Raw genomic sequence first — 15,888 nt, 5'->3', positions numbered from 1 at the left:
CAACACCATCAAGGTCATCAAACGCCGCGCCTACGGATACCGCGATCAGGAGTACTTCTTCCTGAAGATCCGCGCAGCCTTCCCCGGAATTCAGCGATGAACCAAAAAAAACCGCCGGCAAGCCGGCGGTCGTGGCACTGCGAGCGACCGCGTCGTCAACTCGTGACTTTCTTGGCGACCGTCAGGCCCAGCACGAACAGCACGACGGCAATGATGATCGCCGCCCAGAACAGGAACTTGGCAATGCCCATCGAGGCGCCGGCGACACCGCTGAACCCGAGGGCACCGGCAATCAGGCCGATGACGGCGAAAATGATGGCCCACTTGATCATGTCGTTCTCCATACGTCGGTAGTTGCACGACGTGGCATTCGTCGCGTCGGCGAACCGCAGTCTGTGACCGGGGGGGTGCGGCTGGCGTGAACGCGCCCCGCCGCGCGGCGGTCGCGCCGCCCGGCGGCTCAGGGCCATCGACACCTGCACAGACGCCATGGATCAGCCCTTCGAGCGTGTTGTCGATGCGGGGCAGGTCCCTCCAGGCATCGGCGTTCGTCGCCAGCGACAGCCCAACGAACGCGAACAGCAGAGCGGCGCCGCGCACCGGGATGGCGACACCAGCGACATCAACCGGCATTCCTGAACCGCCCGGCCAGGCGCCGACGGCCCCACAGACGCGCGGTGTTATGCTAGGCACCGGGCTCTTGCCCATCCGTGCGTCCCGCGCGACCGCCCTGGCCGCCGCCTCGCTTCCCCCACGTGTGACCGCCCGCTCCGGGCGACGCTCCCCAGGAAGCGTGATGAACCGCCGCGTCTCCACCTCGTTTACGTCTCACCCGATCCGCCGCCCGGATTCGGGCCGATGACCGCGCCCGACATCGACTGCGCGCGCTGCGACGCGGTCTGCTGCCGGCTGACGGTGGTCCTGCAGAGCGACGACGACGTGCCCGCCCGGTTCATCGATGTCACCGATGCCGGGCTGCAGGTCATGGCCCGCGACGAGGAAGGCTGGTGCGTGGCGATCGATCCGGCGCGGATGTGCTGTTCGATCTACGACACCCGACCGGAGATCTGCCGGCGTTTCGAGATGGCCGGTCCCTACTGCCGCTCGGTCCGCGACGACTACGAAGACCGCGGACGACGCGGTATCCCCCTGGCGATGTACTGAAGGAGCGTTCGATGTCCCGTACCAAGAAGACAGCGGCCCCGGCCGCAGCGACTACCCCGACGACCGCGTCGAGCACCGGCCACCTGTTCGCCGGCCCGCGCAAGCCCGGCGATCGCGGCGCGAGCGTGACCAGCGATCGAATCGCGGCGGACCTGGCGCGTTTCCGCGCAGCGGGCGGCCGGATCGAAGTGCTGGGTGTCACGCGAACGCTGATGCGTGTCGATGCCGAGGCGCCGAAGGTCGCCGCCAGCGTGCCGAAGAAGGCCCGCGGCAGCTGAGGCCTGCACCCGGCCGCGATGCCGGCCGTGCGAGCCTGCGGCCGATTTCGCCGTGGAGGCCGCCATGTCCCTGACCCCGCCCGTGCTGCCGCTCGACCCAGCACCACTGCGCGACCGCGTGGTCGCGATCACCGGCGGCGCGCAAGGCATCGGCCGCGGCATCGCCCAGGCCGTGCTCGGCGCCGGCGGACGCGTGGCGATCGGCGACCTGGACCGGGACGCCGGCGCGGCCTGTCTGGCGGAGTGGGATGTCGGCGATCGGGCCTGGTTCTTCCCGCTCGATGTCGCCCGCGAGGCGTCGGTGCGCAGCTTCTTCGCCAAGGCCTGCACGCGCCTGGGCGGCCTCGACGGGCTGGTTAACAACGCCGGGCCCGCCGATCCCCACGTCGACGATCTCGCGACGCTGCCGTTGTCGCAATGGCGCCGGTTCATCGATGCCCATCTGACCGGCGCCTTCCTGTGCTGCAAGTACGCGTTGCCCGCGCTGCGCGAGCGACACGGCGCGATCGTCACGATCGCATCCAGTCGTGTGCTCCAGTCCGAGCCGCATACCGAACCCTACGCCGCTGCCAAGGGCGGCCTGGTGGCGTTGACCCATGCAATGGCGATCAGCGAGGGACCGCGCGTCCGCGCCAATGCGATCGGCCCGGGCTGGATCGCAACCGAGGCCTGGCGTCGGCCGGCATCGCGCCGCCGTCCGGCGCTGTCCAGGCGCGACCACGCGCAGCACCCGGCAGGGCGTGTCGGCACACCCGAGGACATTGCCGCGCTCGCGGTCTATCTGCTCTCGCCTGCATCGGGCTTTGTGACCGGTCAACACATCGTCGTCGACGGGGGCATGACCCGAAAGATGCAGTACGCCTGAGCACGACGACGCCGACGTCACGCGGCGCCCTGGCGGCTGAACCAGAACGCGGGGACCGGGCGGGTTTCATGCGCGGTTGGCCGGTTGGCTGCGAGCATCGCCCCATCATCCCTGTGGAGATCGTCATGAACACGTTGCGCACGTTCGCCTGCCTCGGCCTGTTCTCGCTGGCCGCCGCAGGAACTGCCCATGCCCAGCACTACGGCCCGCAGGACGAAGGGCGCCGTTTCAACGACGGCAGCCGCGTGGTCTGCAAGGATGTGGAAGTCCAGCGCAACAGCTCCGATCCCAATCGCATCGGCGGCACGGCGGCGGGCGCGGTCATCGGTGGGCTGATCGGTAACCAGATCGGGGGCGGCAACGGTCGCAAGCTTGCGACCGTGGGTGGCGCCGTGGCTGGCGGCGCGATCGGCCGCAATGTCCAGGGCAATCGCCAGGAGACCCGCGGCGACCGTATCGTCGAGACACGCTGCGATCGCGTCTATCGCTGAATTCCAAAGCAGCTTACGCGCCGGCATCCCACGGGCTGCCGGCTTTTTTTTGTGCCTGAAACGATCCTTTCCGTCCCCCGCGCTACCGCGGCGCGCTGGTGACGCCACACTTTCCCGGTCGCCGCATCGCGGCCTGTCTCTCTCGCAACCAGGAAAGCCCAGCATGTCCAGCAATCCGTTTCTCGACGCCTCGCGCCGCCGCCGCACCCAGTACAGCCTCGGTCGGACGCTGCCGATCTCGCAGCAGGCGACGACCGAACTGATCCAGGAGGCCGTGCGCCTGAGCCCGTCGTCGTTCAACTCGCAAAGCTCGCGGGCGGTGATCCTGTTCGGTGATCAGAGCCAGACGTTCTGGAACATCGTCAAGGATGCGCTGCGCGCGATCGTGCCGGCCGACGGCTTCGCCGCCACCGAAGCAAAGATCGACAGCTTCGCCGCCGGTGCCGGCACCGTGCTGTTCTACGAAGACCAGGACGTGGTCCGCAGCCTGCAGCAGCAGTTCCCGCTGTATGCGGACAACTTCCCGGTCTGGTCCGAGCACGCGAGCGCGATCGCACAGTTCTCGGTCTGGAGCGCGCTCGCCAACGCCGGCATCGGCGCCAGCCTGCAGCATTACAACCCCCTGCCCGACGCCGCCGCGGCTGCGCAGTGGTCGCTGCCGGCAAGCTGGACATTGCGCGCTCAGATGCCGTTCGGCTCCAACGAGGCCCCGTTCGGCGACAAGGACTTCATCGACGACGCGCTGCGCTTCCGCGTGCACGGCTGAGCCCCCGCGCCGCGGGGCCCGGCGGCCGCCCCCCCGCCCGCCCGGGGAAACCCCCGGGTACGGCCAAAGGACCCCGGCGGGGCGGCGCGCCGGCGCCCCGGGCGCCCCCCCGGGGCGGGGGCGCCGGGCCCCGCCCCGGCGCCCGGCCGGTGCAACGCCCGGGTATCGACCATCGTCCCAGGGCGTCGCGTCGCCCATTCGGGGTATCTTCGGCGGCTTTTCCGTGTTCCGGAGCCGCCCGCATGTTCCAGCGCGCCACGCGCCTGTCCGTCCGCCTGGTCGAACGCTATCTGCCCGACGCCTACGTCTTTGTGCTGATCTTCACCGCGATCGCCGCCGGCGCCGCGCTCGCGATCGAACGCACACCGCCCCTGGACCTCGTGCGCCATTGGGGCAACGGCTTCTGGGAGCTTCTGGGCTTTTCGATGCAGATGTTGCTGGTGCTGGTGACCGGCTTCATCCTCGCGCGCACGCCGCCTGTCGCGCGCACGCTCACCGCGCTGGCCTCGCGCTGCCGCACGCCGCGCAATGCGATCGTCGTGGTCACGCTGGTGGCCCTGGTGGCCAACTGGATCAACTGGGGCTTCGGTCTGGTCATCGGCGCGCTGTTCGCGCGCGAGGTCGCCCGCCATGTGCGCGTGGATTACCGCCTGCTGGTCGCCAGTGCCTACTCCGGCTTCCTCGTCTGGCACGGCGGCCTCTCGGGTTCGATCCCGCTGACGATCGCCACCGAGGGCCATTTCCTGCAGGACACAATGGGATTGATCCCGACCAGTGAGACGATCTTCGCGCCGTTCAACCTGACGATCGTCGCCCTGCTGGCGATCGCGGTGCCAATGATCAACCGTGCAATGACGCCCGCCGACGACGAGGCGGTGCTCTTTTCGCCGCCCGACGATCCCGCGCCGCCGGCGCTGGCACACGACGCCACCCCGGCCATGCGCCTCGAGCACGGCTGGATCCTGTCGCTGGCGATCGGTGCCGCCGGTCTGGTCTACCTGGTCGACCACTTCGCCACCGGTGGCGGCCTGAATCTCAACATCGTCAACTACGGTTTCCTGATGCTGGGCATCGTGCTGCATCGCACGCCCGCCCGGCTGCTCGCCGCGCTGCAGGAAGCGATCAAGGGCGGCGCCGGCATCGTGGTGCAGTTCCCGTTCTACGCCGGGATCATGGCGATCCTGGTCGGATCGGGGCTGGCGACCACACTGTCGGAGTGGTTCGTCTCGTTCGCGAGCGCGTCCACGCTGCCGCTGTGGACGTTCCTGTCGGCCGGGCTGATCAACATGTTCGTGCCGTCCGGCGGTGGCCAATGGGCGGTGCAGGCGCCGGTGATGGTGCCCGCCGCGCAGGCGCTCGACGCCGACCTTGCGCGCGTGGCGATGGCGGTCGCCTGGGGCGATGCGTGGACGAGCATGCTGCAGCCGTTCTTCGCGTTGCCGCTGCTGGCGATCGCGGGACTCAAGATCAAGGACATCATGGGCTACTGCCTGATGCTGCTGCTGGCATCGGGCGTGATCATCAGCGCGGTGCTGCTGCTCGCCTGACGCAGCGCATCCCGCAGTGCCGGATCGATCCACACGTCGAAGTGGCGCACCACCTCCCCCGCCTGCAGCCGAAGGCGTCGGGTGGGGGCTGGGGCGTTGGCGACCGAGGCCACAGTCATCGCATCGACCTGCGGGCCCCCTCCCAACCCTCCCCCGCACGCGGGGGAGGGCTTCACCGCGGTTCCCTGCACGCGGTGCGGGCTGCTCCGTGGTTCCCTGCGCGCGGTGAGGGCTTCGCCGTGGTCTCCCGCACGCGGAGGGCTTTTTACGGCGTCGATCGGATCGGTGCGCGCGGGCAGGAAAGGACACGAAAAAGCCGCCGGGGATCGCCCGGCGGCTTTGGGTCCGTCACCGCTGGCGGGCGATCACCAGATCCGGACGCGGTCCTCGGGTGCGATCCACAGCGCATCGCCTTCGCGCACGTCGAACGCGTCGTACCACGCATCGACGTTGCGCAACGGCGCGAACGCGCGGATGTGGCCCGGCGAATGGGTGCCGTTGACCAGTTGCTGGCGCAGGGCATCGTCGCGCCACAGCGTGCGCCACACTTGCGCCCAGCCCATGAACAGCCGCTGCTCGCCGCTGAAGCCGTCGATCTGCGGTGCCGGCTTGCCGTCCAGCGAACGACGGTAGGCCTCCAGCGCGATCGTGATGCCGCCCAGGTCACCGATGTTCTCGCCCATCGCGACCTTGCCGTTGATGTGCATGCCCGGCAGCTGCGGGAAGGTGTAGGCCTCGTACTGCGCGCCGAGCTTGGCCGCCTGCGCCTCGAACTTGGCCGCGTCCTCGGCCGTCCACCAGTCGCGCAGCACGCCCTCGCCGTCGGACTTGCGGCCCTGGTCGTCGAAGCCGTGGATGATTTCGTGGCCGATCACGCCGCCGATCGCGCCGTAGTTGACCGCCGGATCGGCCTCGGGATCGAAGAACGGCGGCTGCAGGATCGCGGCCGGGAACACGATCTCGTTCTTGACCGAGTTGTAGTAGGCGTTGACCGTCTGCGGGGTCATGCCCCACTCGCCCTTGTCGACCTCCTTGCCCAGGCGGTTGCGGCGGTAGTCCCACTCGAACGCCATCGAGCGCTCGGCGTTGCCGAACACATCGCCGGGCTCGACCACCAGGCCGCTGTAGTCGCGCCACTGGTCCGGGTGGCCGATCTTCAGGCCGAACCCGTCGAGCTTCCTGCGCGCCTCGGCCTTGGTCGCCGGGCCCATCCAGTCGAGCTTTTCCAGTCGCGCGCCCATCGCCACCTTCACGTTGGCGACCAGCGCATCCATCTTGGCCTTGGAATCGGCCGGGAAGTACTGGGCGACATAGTCGCGGCCGATCGCCTCGCCCATCGTGTTCTCGGCGAACGCCACGCCGCGCTTCCAGCGCTCCTGCTCCTCGGGCTGGCCGGACAGGAACTTGTTGCGGAACTCGAAGCGCGCATCGGAAAACGCCTTCGGCAGCAGCGGCGCGGCGTTGTCGATGGTGTGGAACGCCTGCCAGGCCTGCAGCGTGGCGACATCGGTCTGGCCGAAGATCGCGGCCAGCTTCGGGATCGCGGTGCTCTGACGCACCACCGCGCGCGGTGCCTGCGGCACGCCGGCCGCGGCGAAGTACGTGGCCCACGGGAAGCCCGGCGCGGTGGTCGCGAACGCCGACAGCTCGACCGGGTTGTAGGTCTTGTCGCGGTCGCGACTCTCGGCGCGCGTCCAGTGCGCCTCGGCGATCTTGGTCTCCAGCGCGAGGATCGCTTCGGCATTGCGCTGCGGGTTCGCCCAGCCGCCAAGCTCGAGCATCTGCGCGATGTAGGCCTGATAGCGCTCGCGCTGCGGCGCAAAGGTCTCGCGCAGATACATCTCGCGATCGCCCAGGCCCAGGCCCGACTGACTCATGTACAGCGTATAGCGGTCGGGGTCGCGCTGGTCGTCGGACACGCCCAGGCCGAAGAAGCTGCGACCGAAGTCGCCCTGGCTCTGGCCCATCAGCCGGGCCAGCGCATCCTTGTCGCCGGCCGCGCGGATCGCGGCGAGCTTGGGCGCCAGCGGCTGGGCGCCCAGCGCCTCGATCGCGGCCTGGTCCATGAAGCCGGCATAGAGCGTGGCGACCTTGGCGCGGTCGGGATGCGCGGTGTCGGCCGCGTCGTACCCCTCGACCAGCTGACGCACGCGCGCCTCCGACAGATCGCGCAGGACCAGGAACGCGCCATAGCTCGATTTATCGGACGGAATCTGCGTGGTCTTGGCCCAGTTGCCGCTCACGTAGCCGAAGAAGTCCTCGCCTGGCCGTACCGAGGTGTCCATGCCCGCGGTGTCGATGCCCCAGCTGCCCATGCGCTGCGCGGCGACGGGATCGCCAGCGGTGGATGCGCCGCCGGCGCCGGGCTCGCTCGCAAACAACGCCTGCAACGTGCAGGTCTCCTCGAGACAGCGGTGATCATGGGCGGCGGCGGTGGCCGCCATCGTCATCGCCACGGCGGTCGCCGCGGACAGCAGGGTCTTCTTCAAGCGCGATCTCCATCGAAACACGGTCGGAATGCCGCCAACGGCGAGTGCCGGGCGGCCGACTGCCAAGCATACCGGGCACGCTGCGGCCGCGCCCCGGCCATTGGTCACCCGCGCTCAGCGCCCGCAAGCACGCGCACGGTCTGGGTCAAGCGGTGCGTGGCGCCGGGCGCCAGCGCGACGACATCCGGCCCGGCGTTGGCCGCCTCCAGACACAAAAACCCGCGCCAGGCCTGGCCGATGTCGTCCATGCGCGCCGCGGCCGCGGCGCCCGGGTTCCAGACCACCAGCGACCGGCTGCCCGCAACGTCGAGCGCGATCCTGCGATCCAGGCCCGGATCGTCGAGCACGTAGCGCCCGGGCGCATCGCCATAGATGCGGTCGCTGCGGTTCGGATCGCGCGGATCGTCGAATCGCCAGTCTCCGGCCTGCACATGCGCGGCGTAGCCGTCGTTCTTGTCGAGATAGGTCAGGCCGTCGAGTCCGGACACGCGGACCTGGGCGACATCGGAGACCCGGAAATAGGTGTGCAGCGCCTGGGTGATCGCAACCGGACGCGGGCCGATGTTGGTGGTCACCAGCGTCTGTTCCAGCGCCTGGCCGATGCGCAGCGTCATCCGCAGTTGCAGACCCAGCTCCGGGAAATCCGGCGGCGCCAGTTCGATGGCGACGCTGCCGTCGTCGGCACGCGCGGCCGCGAGCACCCGCCAGCGCACCGTGCGCACGAATCCGTGCGCTGGCACCTCGCCGGTCTGGCCCTGCCGGCCGAAGTACGGCCATACCACCGGCGTGCCGCCACGGATCGCGTCCGGCAGTGGCTTGACCGACGGCGACAGCCACAGCGCATCTTCCTGTCCGGCTGGCACATACGAGAGCAGATGCCCGCCGTGCAGCGCGATCGCAGCCGTCGCCAGCGGCGTCTCCACCAGCAGCGCCTCGATGCCGGCATACCGGCCCAGCCGCAGGCCTTCGACGTCAGGCAGTGCGGGCGGCACCGCCGCTGTCGCCGCGGCGATGGCAGCGGGATAGCCGCTGGGCACAGCGAATGCGGTCTCGGAGATGGACGGTGTCGTAGGCAAGACGGTCTCCTGCGCCGGCGACGGGTCGCGCGGCGCACTGCCGCCGGCGCATCCGGCGAGCAGTCCGCAACACAGCAACCACAGACGAATCGGCATTGGGGTCAAGGGGCGGAAGGCGGATCGCCCAGCTTAGCGGGGCTGCGTGCGCGCGTGCAGCGCCTCAGCGAGATGCCCCTCAGGTGCGCGAAGCGTGCGCACCGGCGCATCCCTGTGCTGCCGCGCAACATGCTCGCCTCACGCACCCTGCTGATTTCACTCCACGCCGACGCCATTCCGTGACCCCGATCGCGGAACGCGACATCCCGGATGCAAGATGGCTGACAGCGCTGTCAAGCACACGCAGGCTCGATGTCGGCCGTCCCCACCGCGCCGTTCCCCTTTCGAATGCAAGGAGTCCGTCATGGATCGCGTACGCCTGTTCGCCCTGCCGCTCGTCGCCTGCCTGGGCGCAGCCGCCACGTTCGCCCCCACCGCCCATGCCCAGACCCCCGTCTGGCAGGAGAACTTCGACGGCCCGTCGATCGATGGCAACACCTGGACCTACGACGTGGGCACGGGGTGCCAGATCGGCCTGTGCGGCTGGGGCAATTCTGAAATGCAGTACTACACCAGCCGTCCGGAGAACGCGCGTATCGAGAACGGCCGCCTGATCATCGAGGCGCGGCGCGAGAACTTCGACGGCAGCCCGTTTACCTCGGCGCGGCTCAAGACCGAGGGGCGTGTGCAGTTCAAGTACGGCACGCTCGAGGCACGGATCAAGATTCCCGAGGCCGGCAATGGCGTGTGGCCGGCCTACTGGATGCTCGGTGCGGTGGGGGTATGGCCGGCGCGCGGCGAGATCGACATGATGGAGGCCGGCTCGGCGCAGGCGATCGCCGACGGCATGGCCAATCGCCGGATCGGGGCCGCCGTGCACTGGGACTACAACGGCTCGCACGCCTCGCACGCCACGGTGTACGACAGCCCGGTCGCCGTGCACCAGGACTTCCATATCTACAAGCTGACCTGGGACCCGAATTTCATCCGCGTCTCGATCGACGGCCAGCAGTACTTCGAGTTCGACATCTCCGATGTCGAAGGGCCGCAGGTGCACGAGTTCCACGCCCCGCACTTCCTGCTGCTCAACATCGCCGTCGGTGGCACTTACACCGGTGTGCACACGCCGCAGGACGTCACCGCGCCGCTGCCCGGGCGCATGGAAGTCGACTGGATCCGGCTCTATCAGGACCATCCCGACAGCGAGTTGTACCTGGGCAGCAACAACGCCGCACCGGCCGGCCAGTTCGGGGTGTTCACCGAGCGCAGCGGCCTGGCCGGCGCACTGGATTTCGGCAGCAACACCGACCTGTTCCTGTGGAACAACCTCACGCCGATCGCCGCCGCGCCGTTCGAGGGCAGCGAACTGATGGCGTTTCGCGCCAACCCGGGCAACTGGTTCGGGCTGGGCATCATCACCGACGTGCGCAACATGGGGGCCTACGCCGGCGGCAGCCTGAAGTTCCGCATGCGCACCGCCAGCCAGGCGCCGTTCCGTGTCGGCATCAACACCTCGTTCGGCGACAGCTGGATTCCCTTCGCACCGGGTGGCCAGCAGTACGGCCTGATCCGCGACGGCGCCTGGCACGAAGTCAGCATCCCGTTCTCCGCGTTCCACGATCTCGACCTGCACGCGGTCAAGCAGTTCTTCATGCTCGCCGGCGATGCCCCCGGCCAGCCGGTCGACCTGTTCATCGACGACGTCTACTACCAGAGCCCGTGATCGCAATCGCGCGCACCGTCCAGGGGCGGTGCGCGCGCGCGATGCCCCTAGAACACCGACAGCCCGGTCATCCGCGTGAACCGATGCAGCGCGTACCCGCCGAGCAGCGAGTTGCCCTTGTCGTCGAGCGGCGGCGACCACACGCACAGGCTGAGCACGTTGGGCACCACCGCGACGATGCCACCGCCGACCCCGCTCTTGGCCGGCAAGCCGACGTGGAAGGCGAACTCGCCTGCGGCATCGTAGGTGCCGCAGGTCATCATCACCGCATTGATGCGCGTGCTGCGCTCGACGCTGGTCACGCGCGTGCCGGTGCCCGGACACACCCCGCGACCGGCCAGATAACGCACGCTGCGCGCCAGATCCACGCAGTTCATTCGCAGCGCGCACTGGAAGAAGTACAGGTCGAGCACTGCGTCGACCTCGTTTTCGATATTGCCGAAGCTGCGGATGAAGTTCGCCAGCGCGATGTTGCGATAGCCGCTGCGGCGCTCCGAGGTCGAGATCTCTTCGTCGCGGCCGACCTCGGCATTGCCCGAGCGCTCGCGCATGAAGGCCAGCAGCGCGGCCTCCGGGTCGGAGTACTTCGACAACAGCACATCGGCGACCACGAGCGCCCCGGCATTGATGAATGGATTGCGCGGAATGCCGCACTCGTGTTCGAGCTGCACCAACGAGTTGAACGGATCGCCCGAGGGCTCGCGCCCGACCCGCTTCCACAGCGCATCGCCCGCCGCGTCGAGGGCGAGCGTAAGCGTGTGCACCTTGGAGATGCTCTGGATCGAGAACGGCATCTGGGCGTCGCCGACGCTGTAGACGTCGCCGTCGAGCGTGGCGACCGCCATGCCAAAGCGCGCGCGCGGCACCGACGCCAGTGCCGGGATGTAATCGGCGACCTTGCCCTCGCCTGCATCGAAGCGCGCGCGCACCTCCGCATCGATCGTCGCCAGAATGCCGGGGATGTCGTGGCGCGAGAGGTCGTGCGGGTTCTGCGGTGGGCTGTGCATTGGCATGCTCGTGCGGGTAAGCGCGCAGTCTGCGCGCCGATGCGTCAAGCGCCGGTCGCGGCCCGACAGGCACGCGCGCTTGATGCCGCAGGCGGCACACTGCAGGCCTACCGCTTGGAGACCCCGCACGATGGGCATGCTGATCGAAGGCCGCTGGCATCACGACGATGACGGACTGGTCGACGGCGACGGACGCCTGGCCCGGCCGCAGACGCAGTTCCGCAACTGGGTCACCGCCGACGGCAGCGCCGGCCCCACCGGAACGGCCGGGTTCGCCGCAGAACCCGGGCGCTACCACCTCTACGTGGCACGCGCCTGCCCCTGGGCGCACCGCACGACCCTGTTCCGCGAGCTCAAGGGCCTGCAGGACATGATCGGCCTGTCGGTCACCCACTGGCTGATGGCCGACGACGGCTGGACCTTCGCGCAGGCGCCGGGCGTCGTGCCCGACCGGATCAACGGCGCGGAGACGGTGTGGCAGCTCTACACCGCCGCCGACCCGCGCTACACCGGCCGGGTCAGCGTGCCGGTGCTGTGGGACACCCAGCGCGGCACCATCGTCAGCAACGAATCGGCCGACATCATCCGCATGTTCAACAGCGCCTTCGACGGCGTCGGCGCGGCCGAGGGCGACTACTACCCCCAGGCCCTGCGCGAGGAGATCGACGCGGTCAATGCGCGCATCTACGACGGGCTCAACAACGGCGTCTACAAGGCGGGCTTTGCGACCCGCCAGGCGGCGTACGACGAGGCCGTCGAGGCGGTGTTCGCGACCCTCGACTGGCTGGAGCTGCGGCTGTCGGGCGAGCCGTTCCTGTGCGGCCAGCAACTGACCGAGGCCGACTGGCGCCTGTTCACCACGCTGCTGCGCTTCGACGCGGTCTACCACGGGCACTTCAAGTGCAATCTGCGCCGGCTGGTCGACTATCCCGCCCTGCTCGCCTACACTCAGCGCCTGTACCGCCACCCAGCGGTCGCGCCGACCGTCGACTTCGACCACATCAAACGGCACTACTACCAGAGCCACCGGCAGATCAATCCCACCGGCATCGTGCCCGCCGGGCCAGTGCCGCCGTTCGGGCGCTGACGCCGCCGACGCGTTGCGGCTACAGCGGCGGCGGCATGCAGCCGATCGCCGACAACGGCCCATGCAGCGCCGGCACCTGCATCAACCACGGGCCTGCCAACGTCAGCAGGCCCGCCACCAGGACCAGCGACGCCGCGAGCGCACGCAGCCGCGGGCGCTGCAGCCACCGGCCAACGCGCTGGCCCGACCAGGTCAGCGGCAGCATCACCGGCAACGTGCCCAGGCCGAACGCGGCCATCGTCAGCGCGCCGCCCGGCACGCTGGCCTGCATCCAGGCCACCGTCAGCAGGCTCAGGCTGAGCCCACAGGGCAACCAGCCCCACACCATCCCCAACGCGATCCGGCGCGGCGCGGTCTCGGCCGGCAGCAGGCGTCGCTGCAACGGCTGCAGCCAGGCCCACAGACGCGCGCCCGGCCGGCGCAGCAGGTCGAAGCCGCCGCGCCCGAACAGCCGCAGCGCGACCAGCACCAGCGCCACGCCCAATAGCATGCGTAGCCCGAAGCCGATCCAGGGGTTGCCGAACACGCCGACCAACCCGTGGCCGAAGCCGCCGACGATTGCGCCGGCCAGCACGTAGCCGCCGACGCGGCCCAGGTTGACCTGCAGCGCATGCGGCCAGCCACCGGTCGGGGATGTGGCCGAGAACCCGGTCGCGATACCGCCGCACATCGCCGCACAGTGCAGGCCGCCGAGCAGGCCGCTGGTCAGCGCGGCCAGCACCACCAGCCAGTCAATCGGCACGCGGCCGGTCCTGCGGCGCAGACGTCGGTGCTGCCTCCGGGTCCCGCCCGGCCGATGTGTGCGTGGTGCCGTCGCGGCCATCGTCGTCGACCAGGATGTCGAGCGCAGGCGTGTCCATGTCGTCGAACTGGCCGCGCCTGACCGCCCAGACGAACGCGGCAATCGCGATGCCGAGCAGGACCAGGCTGATCGGGACCAACAACAGCAGACTTCTCATCTCGGTTCTCCGGTCGCCGGCACCCGCGTCAGGCGCAGCGCATTGGCGGTGACGAGCAGCGACGACAATGCCATGCCCAGCGCCGCCAGCCACGGCGTCACCAGTCCGGCCGCCGCCACCGGGATCGCCAGCAGGTTGTAGGCAAGCGCCCAGCCCAGGTTCTGCCGGATCACCCGGCGGGCGCGCCGCGCCACCGCGATCGTCGCCGGGATACGGCGCAGGGTCGGCCCGGTGGTGACCAGGTCGGCAGCGCGCTGGGCCAGCGATGCGCCCTCGCCCATCGCGATCGACACGTCGGCGCCGGCCAGCACCGGCGCATCGTTGAGGCCGTCGCCGATCATCGCCACGGTGCGGCCCTCGGCCTGCAGCGCGCGCACCCGCGTGAGCTTGTCTTCCGGCGTCTGGCGCGCATGCGCATCTTCGATGCCCAGCCGCGCCGCCAGCGCCGTGACCGGCGCCTGCGCATCGCCGCTGGACAGGTGCAGCACCAGTCCCAGCTCACGCAGGCCCTGCAGGGCGGCAGCCGCGTCCTCGCGTACGTGCTCGCGCAGCGTGAACCGGGCCACCGCGCGGCGGCCATCGCCCAGCCACAGGGCGCCGTCGTCTGCGCGCCCGGCAGCGAACGCCGCCTGGCCCAGCCGCCAGCGGACGCCTTCGACGGTGCCTTCCACCCCCTGCCCCGGCACCACTGCCATCGCCTCGGCGGCGGCATCGGCAGCGACATGCGCGAAGGCCTGCGCGATCGGATGATTGGCATCGCGCTCAAGCGCGGCCGCGATCCGCAGCGCACGCTGCGGATCGAAACCGTCGAAGCCGGTCGCCTCATCGAGTTCGGGACGCGCGTCGGTCAACGTGCCGGTCTTGTCGAAGACCATGTCGGTCGCACTGGCGAGCGTCTCCAGGGCATCGGCCCGGGTCGCCAGTACGCCGAGCCGGGCCAACGCGCCGTGCGCGGTGGCCAGCGCCGTGGGCACCGCCAGCGACAGCGCACAGGGGCAGCTGACCACCAGCAGCGCCAGCGTCACTTCGAACGCGCGCGCCGGATCGTGGATGCGCCAGCCCACATAGACCGCCAGCGCGGTCAGCAACAGCCCGGCGACGAAGCGGCTGCCGATGCCGTCGGCCAGGCGCGCCAGGCGCGGCCGATGCGACTGCGCCTGTTCGACCAGCCGGGTCAGCTGCGACAAGCGCGTGTCGGCGCCGGTGCAGGTCACGCGTACCCGCACCGGCCACTCGCGGCAGACCGTGCCGGCGTAGAGCGCCTCGCCGGCAACGCGACGCACCGGTGCCGACTCGCCGGTCAGCAGCGACTCCTCGAACACCGCCTCACCATCGAGCAGCACGCCGTCGGCGGGCAAGACATCGCCGGCCGCGACACAGGCGATGTCGCCGGCGACGAGCTCGGCGGCCGGCACCGACTCGCGCGTGCCGTCGGCGCGCTCGCGCACCGCCAGCGACGGCCGCGCGCGCGCCAGCGCATCGACCTGGGCGGTGGCGACGTTGCGCGCGCGTTGCTCGAGCATGCGCGCGGCCAGCAGCAGGAACACGAACATCACCGCCGCGTCGTACCAGACATGGGTCCCCCCGCGGATCGTCTCCCACAGGCTGGCCAGGTACGCCAGCAGGGTCGAGGTCGCGATCAGCGTGTCCATGCCGACATGGCGCTGGCGCAGCTCGCGCGCCATGCCTGCCAGGAACGGCCAGCCGGCATAGAACACCACCGGGGTCGACACCATGAAGGTGATCCAGCGGAAGAAGTCGCGCGTGGCGTGCGGCATCTGCTGGTCGAAGTCCAGGTACAGCGCCTCGGCGAACATCATCGCCTGCAGCGTGCCCAGGCCGGCAATGCCCAGACGCAGCAGCCAGCGCCGGCGCTCACGCACCCGGGCGCGCTCGCGCGCCTCGCCACCGGCCAGGTACGGGCGATACCCCAGCGCGGCCAGCCGCTGCAGCACCTTTGACAGCACCGTGCGCGCCGGATCCCAGGCGATACGGATGCGGCCGGTCACCGCGTTGGCGGTGACATCGAGCACGCCTGCCTCGCGGCGCAGCGCGCGATCGATCAACCATGCGCACGCCGCGCAGCGCATGCCGTCGGTCAGCAGGGTGAGCGCGCGTCCACCGGGCACCGGGTTGGCGTGTTCGCGCAGCAGGTCCTCGCGATCCCAGATCCCGAAGTCGATCGCCTCGTTGCCGACCGGCGCGGGCATCGCACTGCGCAGGCGGTAGTAATCGCCCAAATCGGCGTGGCGGATCCATTGCGCCGCCGCCGCGCAGCCGTCGCAACAGAACGCCTGCGTGGCGCCGTCGATCGGCGCCTGCACAGCGTGCGCGGTCAGCGGCTCGCCACAGTGGAAGCAGCCCGCAGGTGCGGGATGCGCAGCGGCGTTCACGTCTGCA

16 protein-coding genes and 1 pseudogene are annotated in these 15,888 nt (G+C 70.0%); 10 read left to right on the top strand and 7 right to left on the bottom strand.

Annotated elements, in window-relative coordinates; genetic code table 11:
* Positions 1–100, top strand: a 100-nt coding sequence (locus tag ABE488_RS16855) for a transposase (RefSeq protein WP_346449327.1), incomplete at its 5' end; no start/stop codon positions are given.
* A gap of 55 nt (positions 101–155) precedes the next feature.
* Here the strand turns inward: ABE488_RS16855 and ABE488_RS16850 are convergent.
* The gene (locus tag ABE488_RS16850; protein ID WP_346445345.1) at positions 156–332 is read right to left on the bottom strand and encodes a DUF1328 domain-containing protein; all 177 of its coding nucleotides are present in this window, start codon (positions 330–332) and stop codon (positions 156–158) included.
* A gap of 157 nt (positions 333–489) precedes the next feature.
* On the opposite strand from ABE488_RS16850, the gene ABE488_RS16845 reads away from it, so the two are divergent.
* From ABE488_RS16845 to ABE488_RS16815, 7 genes are all read left to right on the top strand, one after another.
* Positions 490–639 (top strand): hypothetical protein, encoded by a 150-nt coding sequence (locus ABE488_RS16845; protein WP_346445344.1) that lies wholly within the window; start codon positions 490–492, stop codon positions 637–639.
* A gap of 219 nt (positions 640–858) precedes the next feature.
* Positions 859–1,164, top strand: a complete 306-nt coding sequence (locus ABE488_RS16840) for a YkgJ family cysteine cluster protein (RefSeq protein WP_346445343.1) — start codon at positions 859–861, stop codon at positions 1,162–1,164.
* 11 nt (positions 1,165–1,175) lie between these two features.
* Entirely contained in the window at positions 1,176–1,442 is a 267-nt protein-coding gene (locus ABE488_RS16835; protein WP_346445342.1) for a hypothetical protein, read from the top strand.
* Positions 1,443–1,506: 64 nt separating this feature from the next.
* The gene (locus ABE488_RS16830; RefSeq protein ID WP_346449550.1) at positions 1,507–2,307 is read left to right on the top strand and encodes an SDR family oxidoreductase; all 801 of its coding nucleotides are present in this window, start codon (positions 1,507–1,509) and stop codon (positions 2,305–2,307) included.
* Between the two features lie 125 nt (positions 2,308–2,432).
* Positions 2,433–2,798, top strand: coding sequence for a glycine zipper 2TM domain-containing protein (locus ABE488_RS16825; RefSeq protein ID WP_346445340.1), 366 nt, complete (start codon positions 2,433–2,435; stop codon positions 2,796–2,798).
* Between the two features lie 163 nt (positions 2,799–2,961).
* Positions 2,962–3,564, top strand: coding sequence for a nitroreductase family protein (locus ABE488_RS16820; RefSeq protein ID WP_346445339.1), 603 nt, complete (start codon positions 2,962–2,964; stop codon positions 3,562–3,564).
* Positions 3,565–3,806: 242 nt separating this feature from the next.
* A complete protein-coding gene (locus ABE488_RS16815; RefSeq protein ID WP_346449548.1) occupies positions 3,807–5,111 on the top strand; it encodes a TIGR00366 family protein in 1,305 nt (434 codons plus the stop codon).
* Positions 5,112–5,476: 365 nt separating this feature from the next.
* Here ABE488_RS16815 and ABE488_RS16810 read toward each other — a convergent pair whose 3' ends face one another.
* Both ABE488_RS16810 and ABE488_RS16805 read right to left on the bottom strand, forming a co-directional pair.
* The gene (locus tag ABE488_RS16810; RefSeq protein ID WP_346449546.1) at positions 5,477–7,600 is read right to left on the bottom strand and encodes a M13-type metalloendopeptidase; all 2,124 of its coding nucleotides are present in this window, start codon (positions 7,598–7,600) and stop codon (positions 5,477–5,479) included.
* Between the two features lie 104 nt (positions 7,601–7,704).
* A pseudogene (locus ABE488_RS16805) lies at positions 7,705–8,532 on the bottom strand (D-hexose-6-phosphate mutarotase); the annotation flags it as partial.
* 544 nt (positions 8,533–9,076) lie between these two features.
* Between ABE488_RS16805 and ABE488_RS16800 the strand changes: the two are divergent.
* Positions 9,077–10,435 carry a glycoside hydrolase family 16 protein gene (locus ABE488_RS16800; RefSeq protein WP_346449544.1) on the top strand — a complete coding sequence of 453 codons (1,359 nt, stop codon included), beginning with the start codon at positions 9,077–9,079 and terminating at the stop codon, positions 10,433–10,435.
* A gap of 47 nt (positions 10,436–10,482) precedes the next feature.
* Here the strand turns inward: ABE488_RS16800 and ABE488_RS16795 are convergent, their stop codons facing one another.
* Positions 10,483–11,442 (bottom strand): glutaminase, encoded by a 960-nt coding sequence (locus ABE488_RS16795; RefSeq protein ID WP_346445582.1) that lies wholly within the window; start codon positions 11,440–11,442, stop codon positions 10,483–10,485.
* A 130-nt stretch (positions 11,443–11,572) separates the two neighbouring features.
* Between ABE488_RS16795 and ABE488_RS16790 the strand changes: the two genes are divergently transcribed.
* Positions 11,573–12,529: a glutathione S-transferase family protein gene (locus ABE488_RS16790; RefSeq protein ID WP_346449542.1), complete on the top strand. Its 957-nt coding sequence runs from the start codon at positions 11,573–11,575 to the stop codon at positions 12,527–12,529.
* A 19-nt stretch (positions 12,530–12,548) separates the two neighbouring features.
* Here ABE488_RS16790 and ABE488_RS16785 read toward each other — a convergent pair whose 3' ends face one another.
* Genes ABE488_RS16785 through ABE488_RS16775 form a run of 3 tightly spaced genes read right to left on the bottom strand, consistent with a single transcriptional unit; the run spans position 12,549 to position 15,881 of the window.
* Positions 12,549–13,271: a sulfite exporter TauE/SafE family protein gene (locus ABE488_RS16785; protein WP_346449540.1), complete on the bottom strand. Its 723-nt coding sequence runs from the start codon at positions 13,269–13,271 to the stop codon at positions 12,549–12,551.
* Positions 13,261–13,488, bottom strand: coding sequence for a cbb3-type cytochrome oxidase assembly protein CcoS (ccoS, locus tag ABE488_RS16780; protein ID WP_346449538.1), 228 nt, complete (start codon positions 13,486–13,488; stop codon positions 13,261–13,263). Before ccoS ends, ABE488_RS16785 begins: the two co-directional genes overlap by 11 nt.
* Positions 13,485–15,881: a heavy metal translocating P-type ATPase gene (locus ABE488_RS16775; RefSeq protein ID WP_346445578.1), complete on the bottom strand. Its 2,397-nt coding sequence runs from the start codon at positions 15,879–15,881 to the stop codon at positions 13,485–13,487. The genes ccoS and ABE488_RS16775 overlap by 4 nt, the downstream gene beginning before the upstream one ends.
* Positions 15,882–15,888: the final 7 nt, after the last annotated feature.

Source organism: Luteimonas sp. TWI662 (assembly GCF_039673825.1).
Taxonomy (GTDB): domain Bacteria; phylum Pseudomonadota; class Gammaproteobacteria; order Xanthomonadales; family Xanthomonadaceae; genus Luteimonas.
This window is presented reverse-complemented; position numbering and strand designations above follow the sequence as displayed.